Genomic DNA, 16,050 nt, shown 5'->3' on the forward strand with positions numbered 1-16,050 from the left:
CACGAGCGATTCCCCTTGGTTTACCTGGCTTCGTTGTCATGGACGCTTCCGCAACGACAGGGCATTTTCCGGCGGCCGTCTGCTGGGCCTGTCTTCGGAAAATCAAGCGAAATCAACGCACTGGAGCAATGACCCGCAAACAGGGGTCAAAGGAGGCTCCGCATCATCCATCTTGCACGTTGCTACCGGAGCGGATCGTTGCAAATGCATCAGGGGCTTGCAAGCAATCTCGCAGCCGAGGGGGCATCCCTCGGCTGTCGGTTTTCTTCGCAGGGGGTCTATACTCTCCCTGCCCCTTCGTTTTGCCGGAACGCGCCCAGCCCTGAAGGGGGCGGTCCGATCAAACAAAAGGGAGGTTGCCAGGAGGGGGTGAGCCCCTTCCTGCAATAAAAACCGGATTATCTCAGATCGGCAGGGCCGAGGTGACGCGAACGCTGTGGATCACCGGCTTGCCCAGCACCTGATTGACGGCGTCGCGCAGCACCTTCTCGGCCACGTCGTAGTCGAGCAGCTGGGGGTTACGGGCATCGGCGATCGGGGTGTGGGACAGGGTTTCGTTGATGGCGTGGCGCACCATGGGAATGCGCGCCTTCACGAACTCGGCGTCTTCCGCCTTCACCTCGAACTTGAGGTCGAGGTTCATGTAGCCGCTGAGTTTGCCGTCGCTTGTGACGAGCGGCACGGTCATGCGGGAGAGGTCCACGAACTCCGGGAGCGCGGGCGGCCCCTCCGGCTCGGCCGGAGCCTGCGCCTCCTCCGCTGCGGCGCCATCATGCTGCGGAGCAAGCAACAGGAAGTAGGCCGCAGCGCCACCACCGCCGACCAGAATGCCCACCAGCGCCATCAGCATCGGCACGAGCTTGGAGGGCTTCTTCGGCGCGGCAGCGCCGTCCGCTTCCGCCTTGTTCTTAGCCTTCTCCGCCATGCTCATACCCCAACGTCGTCAACGCAAGTTCCGCCCCGTCCGGACCAAGGACCGTCAGCCCCTGCCCTGGAAGGACACGGCCGATGCGCGTGACCCTAAGGCCAAAGCGTTGACAAAGCCCCAACACGGCATCGCGCTGGGCCGGGTCGGCGGTGAAGACGATCTCGTAGTCGTCCCCGCCCGTCGCAAGCTGCAACCGGCGGGTGAGGTCCTCGCCCGCCCAGGCCTCGCCTGCGGCGGACAGCGGAAACCGCGCCACCTCCAGCACCACCTGCACATTTGAGGCTTCGGCGATGTGGCCGCTGTCTGCCAGCAGACCGTCGGACACATCGGCCGAGGCGCGGGCCAGCCCCAGCAGCGCACGCCCAAAGTCCACACGCGGCTCGGGCCAGCGGTAGCGCTGTTCCACCGCGTTTCGGTGGTCTTCCGGCAGGTCCAGCTTGCGGGTGAGGCTTTGCAGGCCAAGCCACGCATCGCCGATGGCGCCGGTGACGTAAACCTCATCCCCTGCCCGCGCGTGGGCGCGGCTGAGCGCCGTGCCCTGCGGCGTCGTCCCGATCGCGGTGAGGCTGAGCACCAGCCGCTCCTGCGTGCGGATGGTGTCCCCGCCCCACAGCTGCACATCGTATCGCTCAAGGTCCGCCCGCAGCCCGTCGGTGAAGCAGCGCAGCCAGTCTTCGCCTTGCGCGGGCGTGAGCCCCAGCCCAAGGAGCACGCCCTGCGGCCTTGCCCCCTTGGCGGCGAGGTCCGAAAGGTTCACCCGCAGCAGCTTGGCGGCGATGGCCTCGGGCGGATCTTCGCCCAGGAAGTGCACGCCCTCGGCCACCATGTCCTTGGTCAGAACGATGTCGTGCCCCGTGGGCGCGGGCCACACGGCCACGTCGTCCGCAAGACCACGGGCAGCGGGCGCGCGAGCGATCGGCGCGAGCAAACGGCCGATCAGCTCGAACTCCTTCACTTTGCGTTGGCGGCCTTGCGGCCCGTGGCGCTGCTCACCCGGTCAAGGAGGCCGTTCACGAACGCCGCCTCGCGCGGCTCGTAGAAGGCGTGGGCCACGTCCACATATTCGGTGATGACGACCGCCGTCGGCACGTCCGGCCGGGCAAGCAGCTCATAGGTTCCGGCGCGCAGGATCTGGCGCATCGGCCGGTCCAGCCGGTCCAGCGTCCAGCCCTCGGCCAGATGGCCTGCGATCAACTGATCCACCTCGCTGCGGCGCGCCCACGCGCCCGAGACGATATCATCGAACAGGTTGCGATCGGCCCGGATGTAGGTGTCGCCCTCGATCTCGCTGCCGAGCCGGTGATCGTGGAATTCCTTGATGACGCGGGCAACCGCGTCCTCGCCCATCTCGATCTGGTAGAGCGCCTGCACGGCGGCAAGACGCGCCGCGCTGCGCGGCGTGCCGGGACGGGTCTTGGGTTTCAGGGTCTGTTCAGTCACGGCAAATCAACCTTCCGCGCCAAAGCGACGACGGTAATCGACCATCGTCAGGGCTGCCTCAACGGCGGCGCGGCCCTTGTTGCCACGGCCCACGCGGGCGCGCTCCCACGCCTGCACGAAATTCTCCGTCGTCAGGATGCCGTAGCCAATGGCCAGCCGCTCCCGCACCGCCAGATCCATCAGGCCCCGGGCGCTTTCCTCGCACACGTAGTCGTAGTGGGTGGTCTCGCCGCGCACGACGAGGCCCAGCGCCACATAGCCGTCGTACTTGCCGCTCTTGGCTGCCATGGCGATTGCGCCTGGAATCTCAAAAGCGCCCGGCACGGCGATCCGCTCCCACGTTGCGCCGGCGGCCTCGAGAGCCTGCGTGGCCCCCTTCACCAGTTCGTCGGCGATGTCCTCGTAAAAACGAGCCTCGACAATAAGGATATGCGGTGCGGTCATGGACTTACCTAATGAATACAAACGAAAAAGAACGAAAACGGGCGGAAGGCCCGCCTGGTCATTCGACCGTGAACTGAACCTCGTCAACCACCTGAAGGCCATAGCCCTCAAGGCCGATGATGGTGTGGCGCGGCGAGCGGGTGAGCAGGATCAGGTCCTTGATGCCCAGATCAAGCAGGATCTGCGCCCCGATGCCGTAGTCGCGCAGCGTATGGTCTTCCTGCGTCTGGGTGGCGCGCGCCTTCATCTGCTGCGACAGCCGGTCCGGCCGGGTGTCGCGGATGATGACGATGACGCCGCTGCCATGCTGGTCGATGGCCTTCATCGCCGCCTGGAGCTGGCCGGTGCGGGTGCCCACCTCGCCCAGCATGTCCTCGAACAGCGAGAGGGCGTGCATGCGGACGAGCGTCGGCTTCGAGGGGTCGATCTCGCCCTTGATGAGCACCAGGTGTTCGGCATATTCGGCGCGGTTGACGTAGGTCTTCGCCTTCCAGGTGCCGCCGTAGATGCTCTCCAGCTCGCCCTCGGCGATGCAGGCCACCAGATTGTCGTGGCGGCGGCGATAGGCGATCAGGTCCGCGATGGTGCCAACCTTGAGACCATGGTGCTGGGCGAAGGCGATCAGGTCCGGCAGGCGGGCCATGGTGCCATCGTCGTTCATGATCTCGCAGATCACGCCCGCGGGCATCAGCCCGGCGAGGCGCGCGATGTCCACCGCCGCTTCCGTATGGCCGGCGCGCACCAGCACGCCGCCCTCGCGCGCCATCAGCGGGAACACGTGGCCGGGGGTGACGATGTGTTCCTTGCCCTTGGAGGGGTCGATGGCAACCGCGATGGTGCGGGCGCGGTCGGCTGCGGAGATGCCGGTGGTGACGCCCTCTTTCGCCTCGATGGAGACGGTGAAGGCGGTTTCGTGCCGGGTGCCGTTGTTCTGGCTCATCAGCGGCAGGTCGAGCTGGCGCACCCGCTCGGCGGTCATCGACAGGCAGATGAGGCCGCGGCCGTACTTGGCCATGAAGTTGATGGCATCGGGGGTCGCCATCTGGGCCGGAATGATGAGGTCGCCCTCGTTCTCCCGGTCCTCGTCGTCCACCAGAATGAACATGCGCCCGTTGCGGGCGTCCTCGATGATTTCCTCGATGGAAGACAGGGCCTGCAGGTCGCTGGAATGGACCGTCTTCAGCATGACGCAACCTCCTTCAGTCGCGCCACATACCGCGCGAGCACGTCGATCTCGATGTTCACCGCATCGCCCACCTTGGCCTGGCCGAGGGTGGTGCATGCCTGGGTGTGGGGAATGATGTTCACCTCGAACAGCGCGCCCTCCGCGCTGTCCTCCACCGCGTTCACGGTGAGCGAGATGCCATCCACCGTGACGGAGCCCTTCTGGGCAACATAAGGCGCAAGCGCCTTCGGGATTTGAAACTGAATGCGCCGGGACGCGCCATCGGGCACGATGCTGGTGATGCGGCCCACCGCATCCACATGGCCGGTGACGATGTGCCCGCCCAGCTCATCGCCCACCTTCAGCGCCCGCTCCAGATTGACCGGCGTGCCCGCCTGCCAGCTTGCCAGCGCCGAGCGCGCGAGCGTTTCTCCGGAAACATCGACGGCGAACCAGTCTTCGCCCTTGTCGACCACCGTCAGGCAGACGCCCGAACAGGCGATGGATGCGCCGATCTCGACCGTCGAGAGGTCGAACGCGGTGCCAAGAACAATGCGCGTATCGCCGCGCTGCTCGATGGAACGGACGGTGCCGATGTCTGTGATGATGCCTGTGAACATAGCAGCTTCCCGTTAGCGGATACGCTCCAAAACCGCCAGCCGAACTTGACCCAGAGCGCAAGTGTCCAGCGCGCGCCAGCGTCCGTGCGCCTCATCCAGCCGGGCAAGGCCCAGATCCTCGACCCCGCTGCGCCCGTCGCCAAGGATGATCGGGGCAGTATACCACAGCAGACAGTCTACCAGATCGTGACGAAGCAGCGCCGCCGCAAGCCCCGCCCCCCCTTCGGCCATCACCCTGAGCGCCCCTTCCGCCGCCAGCCCGGCCAGCATTTCCGGCAGGGACTGGCCGGAGAGAATCTCCGCCTTCCCCGCCAGCTTCAGGTTGGACGGAATCTGGCCAAGCGTCTGGCTCGCCACCACCGGGCGGGGCGAGCGGTGTTCGAGGCCCGGCAGGCGCACGTCCAGCAGCGGATCGTCCGCCTCAAGCGTGCGGCGGCCGATAAGAATAATGTCGTGCCGCGCCCGCTCCAGATGCACATGCGCCCTCGCCTCCGGGCCGGTGATCCAGCGACTCTCGCCATTGGAAAGGGCAATGCGGCCATCAAGCGAGGTCGCCAGCTTCAAGGTGACTTCCGGCCGCCCTTCGGCAAGGCGCAGGCGAAAGCCGCGCTGCTGGCGCACCGCCTCCGCCTCCAGAACGCCGGTGGTGACGCAAATGCCCGCCTGTTGCAGCGCCAGCGCGCCGTGCCCCGCCGTGCGCGGGTCCGGGTCCAGCGTGGCGATGACCACCCGCTCTGGCTGCGCGGCGAGCAGCAGACTGGTACAGGAGGCCCCACGCGGGCTTTCATGCGCGCAGGGCTCAAGGGTGACATAAACCGTGGAGTCGCGGGCCGCCGCGCCCGCCTGTTCCAAGGCCATGGCCTCGGCATGGGGGCGGCCGCCGGGCTGGGTCCAGCCCCGGCCGACGACGACACCATCCTTGATGATAACGCAGCCCACCGACGGATTGGGCTGGGTTTGCCCCAGGCCGCGCTCGGCCAGAGCCAGCGCCGAGCGCATCCATCGGAAATCTTGGTTCATCAAGCCTGCTTTCGCTTACGGCTACTCGCTTTTCCAGACATCCAGTTCGCGATTGTCCACAAGCTTTCCGCCCAACTGGCCAACGAAAGTCTCGAAGTCCTTGGCCTCGCGGAAGTTCTTGTAAACCGACGCAAAGCGGACATAGGCAACCGGATCGAGCGCCTCAAGCCGCTCCATCACCAATTCGCCGATCTGGTGGGCCGGAATCTCGTTCTCGCCCATCGACTCGAGCTGGCGCACGATGCCCGTCACCAGCCGGTCGATCCGGTCCGGCTCCACCGGACGCTTACGAAGCGCAATGCGAATGGAGCGCTCCAGCTTGTCGCGCTCGAACAATTCGCGCTTGCCCGATTTCTTGATGACCACCAGTTCCCGCAGCTGAACCCGCTCGAAGGTGGTAAACCGCGCGCCGCAGGCCGGGCACTGACGCCGCCGCCGAATGGCCGAGTTGTCCTCGGTCGGGCGGCTATCCTTCACCTGCGTATCTTCGTGACTGCAAAATGGACAACGCATCAGCGCTTCCGCCTTTCATCCCGATTGGCGAGCATGGCCGGACAGTAGTCCACACCAGATATGGTGTCCACTCCGCCATCAGCCTCTAAATCGATTTATTATTCTTGCAGGGGTCTCGGACCCCTGCACCCCCTTCCCTTTTGGGGCGCGCCCGTGATGGAGGGCGAATCCCATTCAGGAACACGAAAAGGGCCGCGCCCTGCATGACGGACGCGGCCCGAAAATCGAATGGGAGGTTGCCAGGAGGGAGCTGTTATTTTGTGCGCCTCCGCGCACGGGGCCCCTCCTGCAAACAACCCAAAGGTTTTACCCCTGATAGATCGGGAAGCGCTTGCACAGCGCCGAGACGCGGGCGCGCACATCGGCTTCCACGGCCTGATTGTTCTCGGGGCCATTGGCGACGAGGCCGTCCAGCACGTCGGCGATCATGTCACCGATTTCCTGGAACTCGGCCACGCCGAAGCCGCGGGTGGTGCCGGCGGGCGAGCCCACGCGGATGCCCGAGGTCTTGGTCGGCGGAAGCGGGTCGAACGGCACGCCGTTCTTGTTGCAGGTGATGCCCGCGCGCTCCAGCGCCTCGTCGGCGTCCTTGCCGGTGAGGCCCTTCGGGCGCAGGTCGATGAGCGCCAGGTGGGTGTCGGTGCCGCCGGCCACGATATCGCAGCCGCGCTCCTTCAGGCGTGCCGCCAGAACCTGCGCGTTCTCGATCACCTTCTTGGCGTAGACCTTGAACTCCGGCTGGAGCGCCTCACCGAAGGCGACGGCCTTGGCGGCGATGACGTGCATCAGCGGGCCGCCCTGCAGGCCGGGGAACACCGCCGAGTTGATCTTCTTGGCGATATCCTCGCGGTTGGTGAGGATCATGCCGCCGCGCGGGCCACGCAGGGTCTTGTGGGTGGTGGTGGTCACCACGTCCGCATAGGGCAGCGGGTTCGGGTGCGCGCCACCGGCAACGAGGCCGGCGAAGTGGGCCATATCCACCATCAGGAGCGCGCCGACCGAGTCGGCGATCTCGCGGAAGCGCTTGAAGTCCAGCGTGCGCGGATAGGCCGAGCCGCCCGCGATGATGAGCTTGGGGCTATGTTCCTTGGCGAGCCGCTCCACCTCGTCGAAGTCGATCAGGTGGGTGTTCGGGTCAACGCCGTACTGCACCGCCTTGAACCACTTGCCGGAGAGCGCCGGGGGCGCGCCGTGGGTCAGGTGGCCGCCTGCCGCCAGCGACAGGCCCATGATGGTGTCGCCCGGCTGGAACAGAGCCAGCATGACCGCGCCGTTGGCCTGCGCGCCGGAGTGCGGCTGCACGTTGACGAACTCGGCGCCGAACAGCTTCTTGGCGCGATCGATCGCCAGCTGCTCGGCGATATCGACGTGGTGGCAGCCCTGGTAGTAGCGCTTGTGGGGGTAGCCCTCGGCGTACTTGTTGGTGAGCACCGAGCCTTGCGCTTCCAGCACCGCCTGGGAGACGATGTTCTCCGAGGCGATCAGCTCGATCTGGTCCTGCTGGCGGCGCAGCTCGCCCTCGATGGCGGCGGCCAGTTCCGGGTCCGCCTGCGCGACGCCGGCGGTGAAGAAATCGGGGGCGCGGCCCTCGGTTTCGGTCTTAAGAGCGGCGGAAGTCATCGCTTATTCTCCCTGGGTACGAAGGGGCGGATTGGAAAGCTTGTCGATCCGCCGCTGGTGACGGCCGCCGTCGAAGGGGGGTCGCCAGAAACTCTTTCAGAATGTCGCGGGCCACGTCCACGCCGGTCAGGCGCTCGCCCAGCGCCAGCACGTTGGCATCGTTGTGCTGGCGAGCGAGGCGCGCCATCAGGCCGCTGGTGCACAGCGCCGCGCGCACGGCGGGGTTGCGGTTGGCCGCAATCGAGATGCCGATGCCCGAACCGCAGACCACGACGCCCAGCTGCGCCTTGCCGTCCGCCACCGCGTCGGCCACGGCATAGCCGAAGTCCGGATAGTCCACCGACTCGGAGCCGCAGGTGCCCAGATCCAGCACGTTGAACCCGCTCTCATGCAGGTCATCCATCAGGATCTGCTTCAGCTTGACGCCGGCATGATCCGAACCGATCGCAACAGTCTTGGTCATGAAATCTCTCGACTCGAAAGCAGGAGTTAGGGGCCGGTCTTTCAGGCCTGCCATAACGGGGGCGCTCCTAGCACAGCCGGACCACAAGGGCTAGGGGGTGGCAGAATGAACAGCCATGCGCCCACGCTATAGGCAGGGAGTTCCCCTCTCCGCCTCAAACGATCAGCCCGCGTCGGGGGTGCTGCGTCGTTTTGGCGGGCTCCTGCGTGTCGCCCTCCCCGCCCTGCCCGAGAGACGCCTTCAGCTTGCGGATCGCCATGTTGGCCAGCACGTGGCTCGGTGTATGGCTGGAGCCGACGACGACCGCCTCCAGCCCGGTGAGCGGATCGATGGCGCACACCTTGACGCTGCTGCCGACCGGCGTGAACTCCACAAAGAAGCCCTCGAAGTCCGTCTCGTCGGTCATGGCGCGGGCTCGTTGCGATCAGGCGCGACGCTGTGGCGGCCGGTCAGGCCGCCAGTTGCAGGTCAAGACGGTCCCAGATTTCCAGGAGGGCGTCGCGCAGGGCGACCATCATGGTATCGTCGTGGTACGGCGTCGGCGTGAAGCGCAGGCGCTCCGTGCCACGCGGGACGGTCGGGTAGTTGATGGGCTGGACGTAGATGCCGTACTCCAGCAGCAGGATATCGGAGATCTTCTTGCAGCGCACCGGATCGCCCACTTTGACGGGGACGATGTGGCTGACCGACGGCATGACCGGCAGGCCCGCTTCCGCCAGCAGGTCCTTGAGGAACTGGGCGCGCTCCTGATGGCGCTCGCGCTCCACCTGGCTTTCCTTCAGGTGGCGGATGCTCGCCAGCGCGCCGGACACCAGCACCGGGGCCAGCGAGGTGGAGAAGATGAAGCCCGGAGCATAGGAGCGCACCACGTCGATGATGGTCTTGCTCGCGGTGATGTAGCCGCCCATCACGCCGAAGGCCTTGCCCAGCGTGCCCTCGATGATGGTAAGGCGTTGGGCAACGCCGTCCCGCTCCGAAATGCCGCCGCCGCGCGCGCCGTACATGCCGACCGCGTGCACCTCATCCAGGTAGGTGAGCGCGTTGTACTTGTCGGCCAGGTCGCAGATCTCCTTGATGGGGGCGATGTCGCCATCCATCGAGTAGACCGACTCGAAGGCGATCAGCTTGGGCGTCTCTGCCGGACAGGCGGCCAGCAGCTCCTCCAGATGCTGGAGGTCGTTGTGGCGGAAGATGTGCTTCTCGCAGCCCGAGTTGCGGATGCCCGCGATCATGGAGGCGTGGTTCAGCTCGTCCGAGAAGATCACGCAGCCGGGCAGCAGGCGGGCGAGCGTCGAGAGCGTCGCCTCGTTCGAGACATAGCCGGAGGTGAAGGTGAGCGCGGCTTCCTTGCCGTGCAGGTCCGCCAGTTCGGCTTCCAGATCGAGGTGATAGTGGGTGTTGCCGCTGATGTTGCGGGTGCCGCCCGAGCCTGCGCCCACATCATGCAGCGCCTGCTCCATGGCCTCGATCACCTTGGGGTGCTGACCCATGCATAGGTAGTCGTTGGAGCACCACATGACGATGGGACGCTGGCCGTTGTGACCGGCAAAGCAACGAGCATTGGGATACGCGCCACGGTTCCGCAGGATATCGATAAAGACGCGATACCGGCCCTCTTGATGCAGGCGATCGATCGCCTCCTGAAAAACTCTCTCGTAGTTCATGGCCGAGCGTCCTGGACCGTTACGTTTGATTTATACCTATGTATCCGTGGGTTCCCCCGCAATAGCCGAATTTGTCGCAACCCTGCCGCTTCGGGCGGCTTTTGCGCCCAACCCCCACTTTGGTGTTAGTCGAGACGCACGTCTCCGCCTGCCGGTTCCTGAAAATGCGCCTCGACCATCTCGGGCGTGACGTCGGCAAGGCTCGCCGGGCTCCAGCGGGGGTTGCGGTCCTTGTCGATCAGCTGGGCGCGCACGCCCTCGTAGAAGTCCTGGCCATGCTTGATCCGGCAGACCATACGATACTCCTGCCGCAGGCACCCGGCCAGGTCGAGGCCCCGCCCGGCCCGCACCGCCCGCAGCGTCAGCTTCAGCGAGGTGGGCGACAGCGCGAGCAGCCGGTCGCGCAGGGCAACGGCCCAGTCGTCACCGCCGGACAGCGCGGCGACGATTTCCTCCACCGTCTCGCCCGCGAAGTACCGGTCGATCTTCGCCTGCATCCCGGCCAGCGCCGACTCGCCGGGGTCGGCGTGGAAGCGGGAGAGGATCTCCTCCACCGAAGCGTCCTCATGGATGAGCGCCTGCGCCAGCGCCTCGATCCGCTCGGAGGGCACGTAGTGCGTGGCAATGCCCGCATAGAGGCAGTCCGCCGCCTTCAGGCGCTCGCCGAGCAGGCCGAGGTAAACGCCCAGCTGGCCCGGCATGTGGCCGAGCAGGTGCGTGCCGCCCACGTCCGGAATGAGGCCGATGCCGGTCTCCGGCATGGCGAACAGGGTCTTCTCGGTGGCGACGCGATAGGGACCATGGACCGACAGGCCGACGCCCCCGCCCATGACGATGCCGTCGATGAGCGCCACATACGGCTTGGGGAAGGTGCTGGTCAGGTAATCGGCGCGGTATTCGTCGAAGAAGAAGCGCTCGTAGCCCTCCCCGCCCGCGCGTCCCGCCCGGTGCATGCTCACGACGTCGCCGCCCGCGCAGAAGGCCCGGTCCCCCGCCCCGCGGATGAGGACGATCTGAACCGCCGGGTTATCCTCCCACGCCTTCATCTGGTCGTGGATGGCAATGCACATGGGGTGCGTCAGCGCATTCAGCGCCTTGGGGCGGTTGAGGGTGATGATGCCCGCGCGACCCTCGATCTCGAACAGAACGTCTTCATTCACAAGAGCGGCGTCGTTCATGGTTCCCTCATCCGTCAGAAAGCTGCGATCAAAAAATGGTCGCCACAGTCCTAAAGCGTGACGACCCTGTCCAGCCCATAGGAATGAAGAGCCGATGTGAGAAAATGCACATCCTCGTCCGCCCGCGTGAAGACGGCGAGGCCCGAAGGCTCGCCTTCCCACTCAACGCCCTCGCACAGGTGGGCGACGCGGCGGGCGATGCCCTCCCCGCTATCCACCCAGTTGAACGGGCGCGGCGCAACGGCGGCCAGTTCGTCCTTCACCAGCGGGAAATGGGTGCAGGCCAGCACGATCGTATCCAGCCGCTCAGCCCCCGGCTGGCTCAGCAGGCCATCCAGCACTGCCCGATACTCCTCGGGGCTCGTCGGCTGGCCGCGCAGCTTGCGCTCCGCCAGCACCACCAGCTCGGCCGAGCCATGGCGCAGCACCAGGCAATCGCGGGCGAACTCGGCCACCAGATTGTCCACATAGGCCTGCCGCACCGTGGCGTTGGTGCCCAGCACGCCGATGACCCGGCTTTTGCTGATGGCGGCGGCGGGCTTTACCGCCGGAACGGTGCCCACCACCGGCACGTTCAAGACCGCGCGCACTTGAGAGAGCGCAATGGTGCAGGCGGTATTGCAGGCGATGACCACCAGTTCCGGGTCGAACCGCTCGACGAGGCGACCGAGCAGAGCCGGCACGCGGGCGCTCAGCTCCGCCTCGGTCTTGGTGCCGTAGGGAAATCCGCCGTTATCCGCGCAGTAAACCACGGGAGCATCGGGGAGCTTCCGGCGGATCTCGGCCAGTACCGAGAGGCCGCCGACGCCGGAATCGAATACCAGCAACGGTTTTCGCGTTTTCGCCAACTTGTGACAATCCACACGGTTGAAAGTAAGCAGAACTCGTGTCTAGAGCATTTCCCGCCGGCTTGGAAACAGCCAGCGATGAGCAAAAGCGGCAGATGGGGAAACCGGCGCGCCCCGCGGCATCCCGATGATGCCAAAGCGTTCCGGGCGCTCGCACCGCTGCCGCCAACCCAGTTGAGGTTCTGATCGTGACCCAATTTCCTCTCGCGCCCTACCCCGCCAACCGCCCCCGGCGCACCCGGATGACCGCCTGGTCCCGCGCCATGGTGGCCGAGAACGTGCTCACCCCCGCGGACCTCATCTGGCCCCTGTTCGTCACCGAAGGCACGGGTGAGCGCTCCGCCGTCGCCTCCATGCCCGGCGTCGAGCGCCTGTCCATCGACCTTGCGGTACAGGCGGCCAAGGAGGCGAAGAGCCTCGGCATTCCCTGCCTCGCCCTGTTCCCCAACACGCCCGCCGAGCTGCGGACGGAGGACGGCCGCAGAATCCACCAACCCGGACAACCTGATGTGCCGCGCCACCCGCGCCATCAAGGACGCCGTGCCCGATATCGGCATCCTCTCCGACGTGGCGCTCGACCCCTACACCACCCACGGTCACGATGGCCTCATCTCGGAGACGGGCGAGATCCTGAACGACGAGTCGATCGAGGCGCTGGTGCAACAGGCGCTCAACCAGGCCCGCGCGGGCGCGGACATCATCGCCCCCTCCGACATGATGGACGGTCGCATCAAGGCCATCCGCACGGCGCTGGAAGCCGAGTCCTTCACCAATGTGCAGATCATGTCCTACGCCGCCAAATACGCCTCGGCCTTCTACGGGCCGTTCCGGGATGCGGTGGGCTCGGGCGCGCGCCTCAAGGGCGACAAGAAAACCTACCAGATGGACCCCGCCAACACCGACGAAGCCCTGCGCGAAGTGGCGCTCGACCTCGCCGAAGGCGCGGACACGGTGATGGTGAAGCCGGGGATGCCCTACCTCGACGTGGTGCGCCGGGTGAAGGACACCTTCGCCGTGCCCACCTTCGCCTACCAGGTCTCCGGCGAATACGCGATGATCGCCGGGGCCATCCGGAACGGCTGGCTGGACCGGGACCGCGTGATCTTGGAGAGCCTCATGGCCTTCAAGCGCGCCGGGGCCGACGGCGTGCTCACCTACTTCGCCGTGGACGCCGCCAAGCTGCTGCAGGGGAAGTAGGTTTTTGTTTTCTTGAGGGATTTTTGCAGGAGGGGCTTACCCCTCCTGCACCTCCCATTCTTTTCAAAGGGCCGCGCCTGCTACGGCCCGAAGTGACCTCTCCGGTCGCGCTGAACGATACGACCGGGTGCGTCCCCATATACGAATGGGGGATCGAAAGGGGGGCTGAGTCCCCCTTTCCTCTTAACTTACCGAGTCACAGCGTTTGATGCCGTCTCGGCACTGCACCGACCTTCGGCGCAGTAGACGCGCTTTCCGGCCACCCAGGTTTCGAGCACCTTGGTTTGCCACAGCTCGGAAGGCGGCGATTTGAAGATGTCCTTGTCCACGAGGATGAAGTCGGCCCATTTGCCTGCCGTCAGGCTGCCCACCTGGCTTTCCTGATGGCCGGCATAGGCCGCGCCCAGCGTGAAGGCGTGGAAGGCTTCTACCAGCGACAGCTTCTCCTCCGGCCGCCAGCCGCCCGGCGGCTCGCCCTCGCGGGTCTGGCGCGTCACCGCTGCATGGAGGCCATAGAAGGGGTTGGGCGACTCGACCGGGAAGTCGGAGCCGAAGGCGAGCTTCGCCCCGGTGTTCAGCACGGTGCGCCAGGCGTAGGCCCCTTCCAGCCGATCGTGGCCGAGGCGCTTTTCGGCCATCTGCCAGTCGGAGGTGGCGTGGGTCGGCTGCATGGAGGCGATCAGCCCCAGCTGGGCCAACCGCTTGATGTCCTCCGGGCTCAGCACCTGCGCGTGTTCGATGCGGTGGCGCAGCCCCTGCCCGGTGTGGCGCAGGATCATCTCGAATGCGTTCAGGATCTGCCGGTTGGCGGCATCGCCGATGGCGTGGACGTTGACCTGATAGCCTTTGGCTATGGCCTTGGAGATCATGTTGGCCACCGCTGCATCGCTGTGGAACGGCAGGCCCTTGCTGTCGGGCGCATCCGAATAGGGCTCGAGCAGCGCCGCCCCGCGGGAGCCGAGCGCGCCATCCGAGTAGAGCTTGACCGAGCGCAGCGACAGGCGGCCGTCATAAAGGCCGGTCTGCGGTCCCTCTTTCGAGAGGATGTCGAAGTCCTTCCCCGTCCCGCCGATCATGGCGTAGATGCGCGTCGTCAGCCGGCCTTCCTCGCCGAAGCGGCGGTAAAGCGTCCATGTTTTCGCATCGATCCCGGCGTCATGCACACCGGTCAGGCCCACCGAGGCCATGATTTTCAGCGCCGCTTCAAGGGCTGCGGCCTGCTCGGCCTCGGTCGGCTCGGGCACGTGTTTTGCCACCAGATCCTGCGCGCCATCGACAAACACGCCCGCCGGGCTGCCGTCTTCCTTGCGGATAATCTCGCCGCCCTTGGGGTCTTTCGTCTTGGCCGTCACCTTGGCGAGCTGGATCGCCTTGCTGTTGGCCCAGGCGGCGTGGCCGTCCACCCGCTCCAGCCATACGGGCCGGTCCGCCACCGCCTTGTCCAGCTCCTCGGCCGTCGGAAAGCGGCCGAGCCCCCCAGATTTCCTGGTTCCAGCCGCGCCCCTTGATCCACTTGGCGTCCGGGTTGGCCTCGGCATAGGCCTTCACCTTCGCCAGCGCCTCATCGAGCGAGCGGGTGTCCGACAGATCAACCGTCAGGGCGTTGAAACCCAAGCCCATCACATGGCCATGGGCGTCGATGAGGCCGGGCAGCATCACCGCCCCGCGCCCGTCCACCACTTCGGCATCCTCTGCGCGGTTGCGAAGCGCATCCTTGCCGCCGACGGCCTCCACCTTGCCGCTGTCGTCGATCAGGGCGGCCTCGAATGTCTTAAGCCGGCCCAGCCCATCAAGGGTGTAGCCCTTCACGTTCTCGACAAAAGTGGCAGCCTGCGCGGTTCCGCCGATGCAGGTTGCCAGAAGAAACGCCGTGGCAAGACGCATGGAAATACTCCCCCTTTGTGATCGCCCCCGTTACGGCAGCATATGGACCCCAGCCCGGACCGGACAAGGCCCCAGACCGGGCAAGGGCCCGGCCTTACCCCCGGAAGCGGCGGATCAGCGACGACGTATCCTGCCGGCCGCCGCCCATCTTTTGCACGTCGGCATAGAACTGGTCCACCAGCGCCGTCACCGGCAGCGGCGCGCCGATGCGGCGGGCCTCGTCGAGCACCAGCCCTAAATCCTTCCGCATCCAGTCCACCGCGAAGCCGAAGTCGAACTGGCCATCGACCATGGTGGAGGAGCGGTTTTCCATCTGCCAGCTTTGCGCCGCGCCCTTGGAGATCACCTCCACCACCGCACGGGGGTCGAGCCCCGCCGTCATGGCGAAATTCAGCGCTTCGGACAGGCCCTGCACGATGCCTGCGATGCAGATCTGGTTGACCATCTTGGTCAGCTGGCCGGAGCCGCTGGGGCCCATGAGGCCGATGCGCTGGGCATAGGCCTGCATCACCGGCTCGGCCTGCTTGAACTGTTCGGCATCGCCGCCAACCATGATGGTGAGCTTGCCGTTTTCCGCGCCCGCCTGACCGCCGGAGACCGGCGCATCGAGAAAGCCGATGCCCTTCGCCCTGGCCTCGGCCTCTAGCTCGCGCGACACCTGCGCGGAGACGGTGGTGTGATCGACGAACAGGCTGCCCTCGGCCATGGCATGGAAGGCCCCATCCGGCCCGATGGTCACCTCGCGCAGGTCGTTATCCGCGCCCACGCAGCAAAACACGAAATCGCATCCCTGGGCTGCCTGCCCCGGCGTTGGGGCCCACGCGCCGCCGTTCTCGGCCACCCAGCGTTCCGCCTTGGAGGTGGTGCGGTTGTACACCCTTACCTCATGCCCGGCCTTCGCCAGATGCCGCGCCATCGGCGCGCCCATGACGCCCAGTCCCAGAAACGCAATCTTCGCCATTTCGCAAACCCCTAATTCGTACTGCCCCCGTGTCCTAGCACAGGCCGCCCCCCTCAGCGCGAGGCCGCAGCGACGCAGGAAAGTCACACAAGTCCAGCACTGGAC

Annotated in this window: 16 protein-coding genes and 3 pseudogenes; 2 read left to right on the top strand and 17 right to left on the bottom strand. The window is 66.1% G+C overall.

From position 1 onward, the window contains the following. Positions 1 to 403: 403 nt before the first annotated feature. From L0C21_RS09290 to murI, 14 genes and pseudogenes are all read right to left on the bottom strand, one after another. Positions 404 to 925: a flagellar basal body-associated FliL family protein gene (locus tag L0C21_RS09290; RefSeq protein WP_259278085.1), complete on the bottom strand. Its 522-nt coding sequence runs from the start codon at positions 923 to 925 to the stop codon at positions 404 to 406. Then, a complete protein-coding gene (gene thiL, locus L0C21_RS09295; protein WP_259278086.1) occupies positions 909 to 1,883 on the bottom strand; it encodes a thiamine-phosphate kinase in 975 nt (324 codons plus the stop codon). Before thiL ends, L0C21_RS09290 begins: the two co-directional genes overlap by 17 nt. Further along, positions 1,880 to 2,368 (bottom strand): transcription antitermination factor NusB, encoded by a 489-nt coding sequence (gene nusB, locus L0C21_RS09300; RefSeq protein ID WP_259278087.1) that lies wholly within the window; start codon positions 2,366 to 2,368, stop codon positions 1,880 to 1,882. The genes thiL and nusB overlap by 4 nt, the downstream gene beginning before the upstream one ends. Positions 2,369 to 2,374: 6 nt before the next feature. Next, the gene (ribH, locus tag L0C21_RS09305; protein ID WP_259278088.1) at positions 2,375 to 2,812 is read right to left on the bottom strand and encodes a 6,7-dimethyl-8-ribityllumazine synthase; all 438 of its coding nucleotides are present in this window, start codon (positions 2,810 to 2,812) and stop codon (positions 2,375 to 2,377) included. 58 nt (positions 2,813 to 2,870) lie between these two features. Further along, complete coding sequence (ribB, locus tag L0C21_RS09310) at positions 2,871 to 3,998, bottom strand: 3,4-dihydroxy-2-butanone-4-phosphate synthase (RefSeq protein ID WP_259278089.1); 1,128 nt, start codon at positions 3,996 to 3,998, stop codon at positions 2,871 to 2,873. Beyond that, positions 3,992 to 4,597 (bottom strand): riboflavin synthase, encoded by a 606-nt coding sequence (locus L0C21_RS09315; RefSeq protein ID WP_259278090.1) that lies wholly within the window; start codon positions 4,595 to 4,597, stop codon positions 3,992 to 3,994. The genes ribB and L0C21_RS09315 overlap by 7 nt, the downstream gene beginning before the upstream one ends. A 12-nt stretch (positions 4,598 to 4,609) precedes the next feature. Then, positions 4,610 to 5,617: a bifunctional diaminohydroxyphosphoribosylaminopyrimidine deaminase/5-amino-6-(5-phosphoribosylamino)uracil reductase RibD gene (ribD, locus tag L0C21_RS09320; protein WP_259278091.1), complete on the bottom strand. Its 1,008-nt coding sequence runs from the start codon at positions 5,615 to 5,617 to the stop codon at positions 4,610 to 4,612. Between the two features lie 21 nt (positions 5,618 to 5,638). Further along, entirely contained in the window at positions 5,639 to 6,130 is a 492-nt protein-coding gene (nrdR, locus tag L0C21_RS09325) for a transcriptional regulator NrdR (protein ID WP_259278092.1), read from the bottom strand. Between the two features lie 306 nt (positions 6,131 to 6,436). After that, positions 6,437 to 7,750 carry a serine hydroxymethyltransferase gene (gene glyA / locus L0C21_RS09330; RefSeq protein ID WP_259278093.1) on the bottom strand — a complete coding sequence of 438 codons (1,314 nt, stop codon included), beginning with the start codon at positions 7,748 to 7,750 and terminating at the stop codon, positions 6,437 to 6,439. A 3-nt stretch (positions 7,751 to 7,753) separates the two neighbouring features. After that, positions 7,754 to 8,213 (bottom strand): annotated as a pseudogene (gene rpiB / locus L0C21_RS09335) (ribose 5-phosphate isomerase B). 154 nt (positions 8,214 to 8,367) lie between these two features. Then, complete coding sequence (locus L0C21_RS09340; protein ID WP_259278094.1) at positions 8,368 to 8,619, bottom strand: DUF6898 family protein; 252 nt, start codon at positions 8,617 to 8,619, stop codon at positions 8,368 to 8,370. Positions 8,620 to 8,662: 43 nt separating this feature from the next. Further along, the gene (gene hemA, locus L0C21_RS09345; protein ID WP_259278095.1) at positions 8,663 to 9,877 is read right to left on the bottom strand and encodes a 5-aminolevulinate synthase; all 1,215 of its coding nucleotides are present in this window, start codon (positions 9,875 to 9,877) and stop codon (positions 8,663 to 8,665) included. Between the two features lie 125 nt (positions 9,878 to 10,002). Continuing rightward, positions 10,003 to 11,055 (bottom strand): enoyl-CoA hydratase/isomerase family protein, encoded by a 1,053-nt coding sequence (locus L0C21_RS09350; protein WP_259278096.1) that lies wholly within the window; start codon positions 11,053 to 11,055, stop codon positions 10,003 to 10,005. Between the two features lie 50 nt (positions 11,056 to 11,105). Continuing rightward, the gene (gene murI, locus L0C21_RS09355) at positions 11,106 to 11,882 is read right to left on the bottom strand and encodes a glutamate racemase (RefSeq protein WP_374940231.1); all 777 of its coding nucleotides are present in this window, start codon (positions 11,880 to 11,882) and stop codon (positions 11,106 to 11,108) included. A gap of 263 nt (positions 11,883 to 12,145) precedes the next feature. On the opposite strand from murI, the pseudogene hemB reads away from it, so the two are divergent. After that, positions 12,146 to 13,100: pseudogene (hemB, locus tag L0C21_RS09360) on the top strand (porphobilinogen synthase). A gap of 188 nt (positions 13,101 to 13,288) precedes the next feature. On the opposite strand, the gene L0C21_RS09365 reads toward hemB, so the two are convergent. Both L0C21_RS09365 and L0C21_RS16720 read right to left on the bottom strand, forming a co-directional pair. After that, a complete protein-coding gene (locus L0C21_RS09365; protein WP_310593364.1) occupies positions 13,289 to 14,638 on the bottom strand; it encodes an amidohydrolase in 1,350 nt (449 codons plus the stop codon). Beyond that, positions 14,631 to 14,756 (bottom strand): annotated as a pseudogene (locus tag L0C21_RS16720) (hypothetical protein); the annotation flags it as partial. The pseudogene L0C21_RS16720 and the gene L0C21_RS09365, both read right to left, overlap by 8 nt. On the opposite strand from L0C21_RS16720, the gene L0C21_RS16725 reads away from it, so the two are divergent. Beyond that, positions 14,724 to 15,005, top strand: coding sequence for a hypothetical protein (locus L0C21_RS16725; RefSeq protein ID WP_310593390.1), 282 nt, complete (start codon positions 14,724 to 14,726; stop codon positions 15,003 to 15,005). The pseudogene L0C21_RS16720 and the gene L0C21_RS16725 overlap by 33 nt on opposite strands. 73 nt (positions 15,006 to 15,078) lie before the next feature. Here the strand turns inward: L0C21_RS16725 and L0C21_RS09370 are convergent, their stop codons facing one another. After that, positions 15,079 to 15,945, bottom strand: coding sequence for an NAD(P)-dependent oxidoreductase (locus tag L0C21_RS09370; protein ID WP_259278098.1), 867 nt, complete (start codon positions 15,943 to 15,945; stop codon positions 15,079 to 15,081). Positions 15,946 to 16,050 lie beyond the last annotated feature (105 nt).

It is taken from the genome of Pedomonas mirosovicensis, from assembly GCF_022569295.1.
GTDB lineage: Bacteria > Pseudomonadota > Alphaproteobacteria > Sphingomonadales > Sphingomonadaceae > Pedomonas > Pedomonas mirosovicensis.

Excerpts from the sequence above, each read along its gene's own strand:
- ribB (WP_259278089.1), bottom strand. The coding sequence starts at position 3,998 with ATGCTGAAGACGGTCCATTCCAGCGACCTGCAGGCCCTGTCTTCCATC.
- ribD (WP_259278091.1), bottom strand. The coding sequence starts at position 5,617 with ATGAACCAAGATTTCCGATGGATGCGCTCGGCGCTGGCTCTGGCCGAG.
- nrdR (WP_259278092.1), bottom strand. The coding sequence starts at position 6,130 with ATGCGTTGTCCATTTTGCAGTCACGAAGATACGCAGGTGAAGGATAGC.
- glyA (WP_259278093.1), bottom strand. The coding sequence starts at position 7,750 with ATGACTTCCGCCGCTCTTAAGACCGAAACCGAGGGCCGCGCCCCCGAT.
- hemA (WP_259278095.1), bottom strand. The coding sequence starts at position 9,877 with ATGAACTACGAGAGAGTTTTTCAGGAGGCGATCGATCGCCTGCATCAA.
- L0C21_RS09340 (WP_259278094.1), bottom strand. The coding sequence starts at position 8,619 with ATGACCGACGAGACGGACTTCGAGGGCTTCTTTGTGGAGTTCACGCCG.
- ribH (WP_259278088.1), bottom strand. The coding sequence starts at position 2,812 with ATGACCGCACCGCATATCCTTATTGTCGAGGCTCGTTTTTACGAGGAC.
- L0C21_RS09350 (WP_259278096.1), bottom strand. The coding sequence starts at position 11,055 with ATGAACGACGCCGCTCTTGTGAATGAAGACGTTCTGTTCGAGATCGAG.
- L0C21_RS09290 (WP_259278085.1), bottom strand. The coding sequence starts at position 925 with ATGGCGGAGAAGGCTAAGAACAAGGCGGAAGCGGACGGCGCTGCCGCG.
- L0C21_RS09315 (WP_259278090.1), bottom strand. The coding sequence starts at position 4,597 with ATGTTCACAGGCATCATCACAGACATCGGCACCGTCCGTTCCATCGAG.
- L0C21_RS16725 (WP_310593390.1), top strand. The coding sequence starts at position 14,724 with ATGGCCATGGGCGTCGATGAGGCCGGGCAGCATCACCGCCCCGCGCCC.
- L0C21_RS09370 (WP_259278098.1), bottom strand. The coding sequence starts at position 15,945 with ATGGCGAAGATTGCGTTTCTGGGACTGGGCGTCATGGGCGCGCCGATG.
- L0C21_RS09365 (WP_310593364.1), bottom strand. The coding sequence starts at position 14,638 with ATGCCGAGGCCAACCCGGACGCCAAGTGGATCAAGGGGCGCGGCTGGA.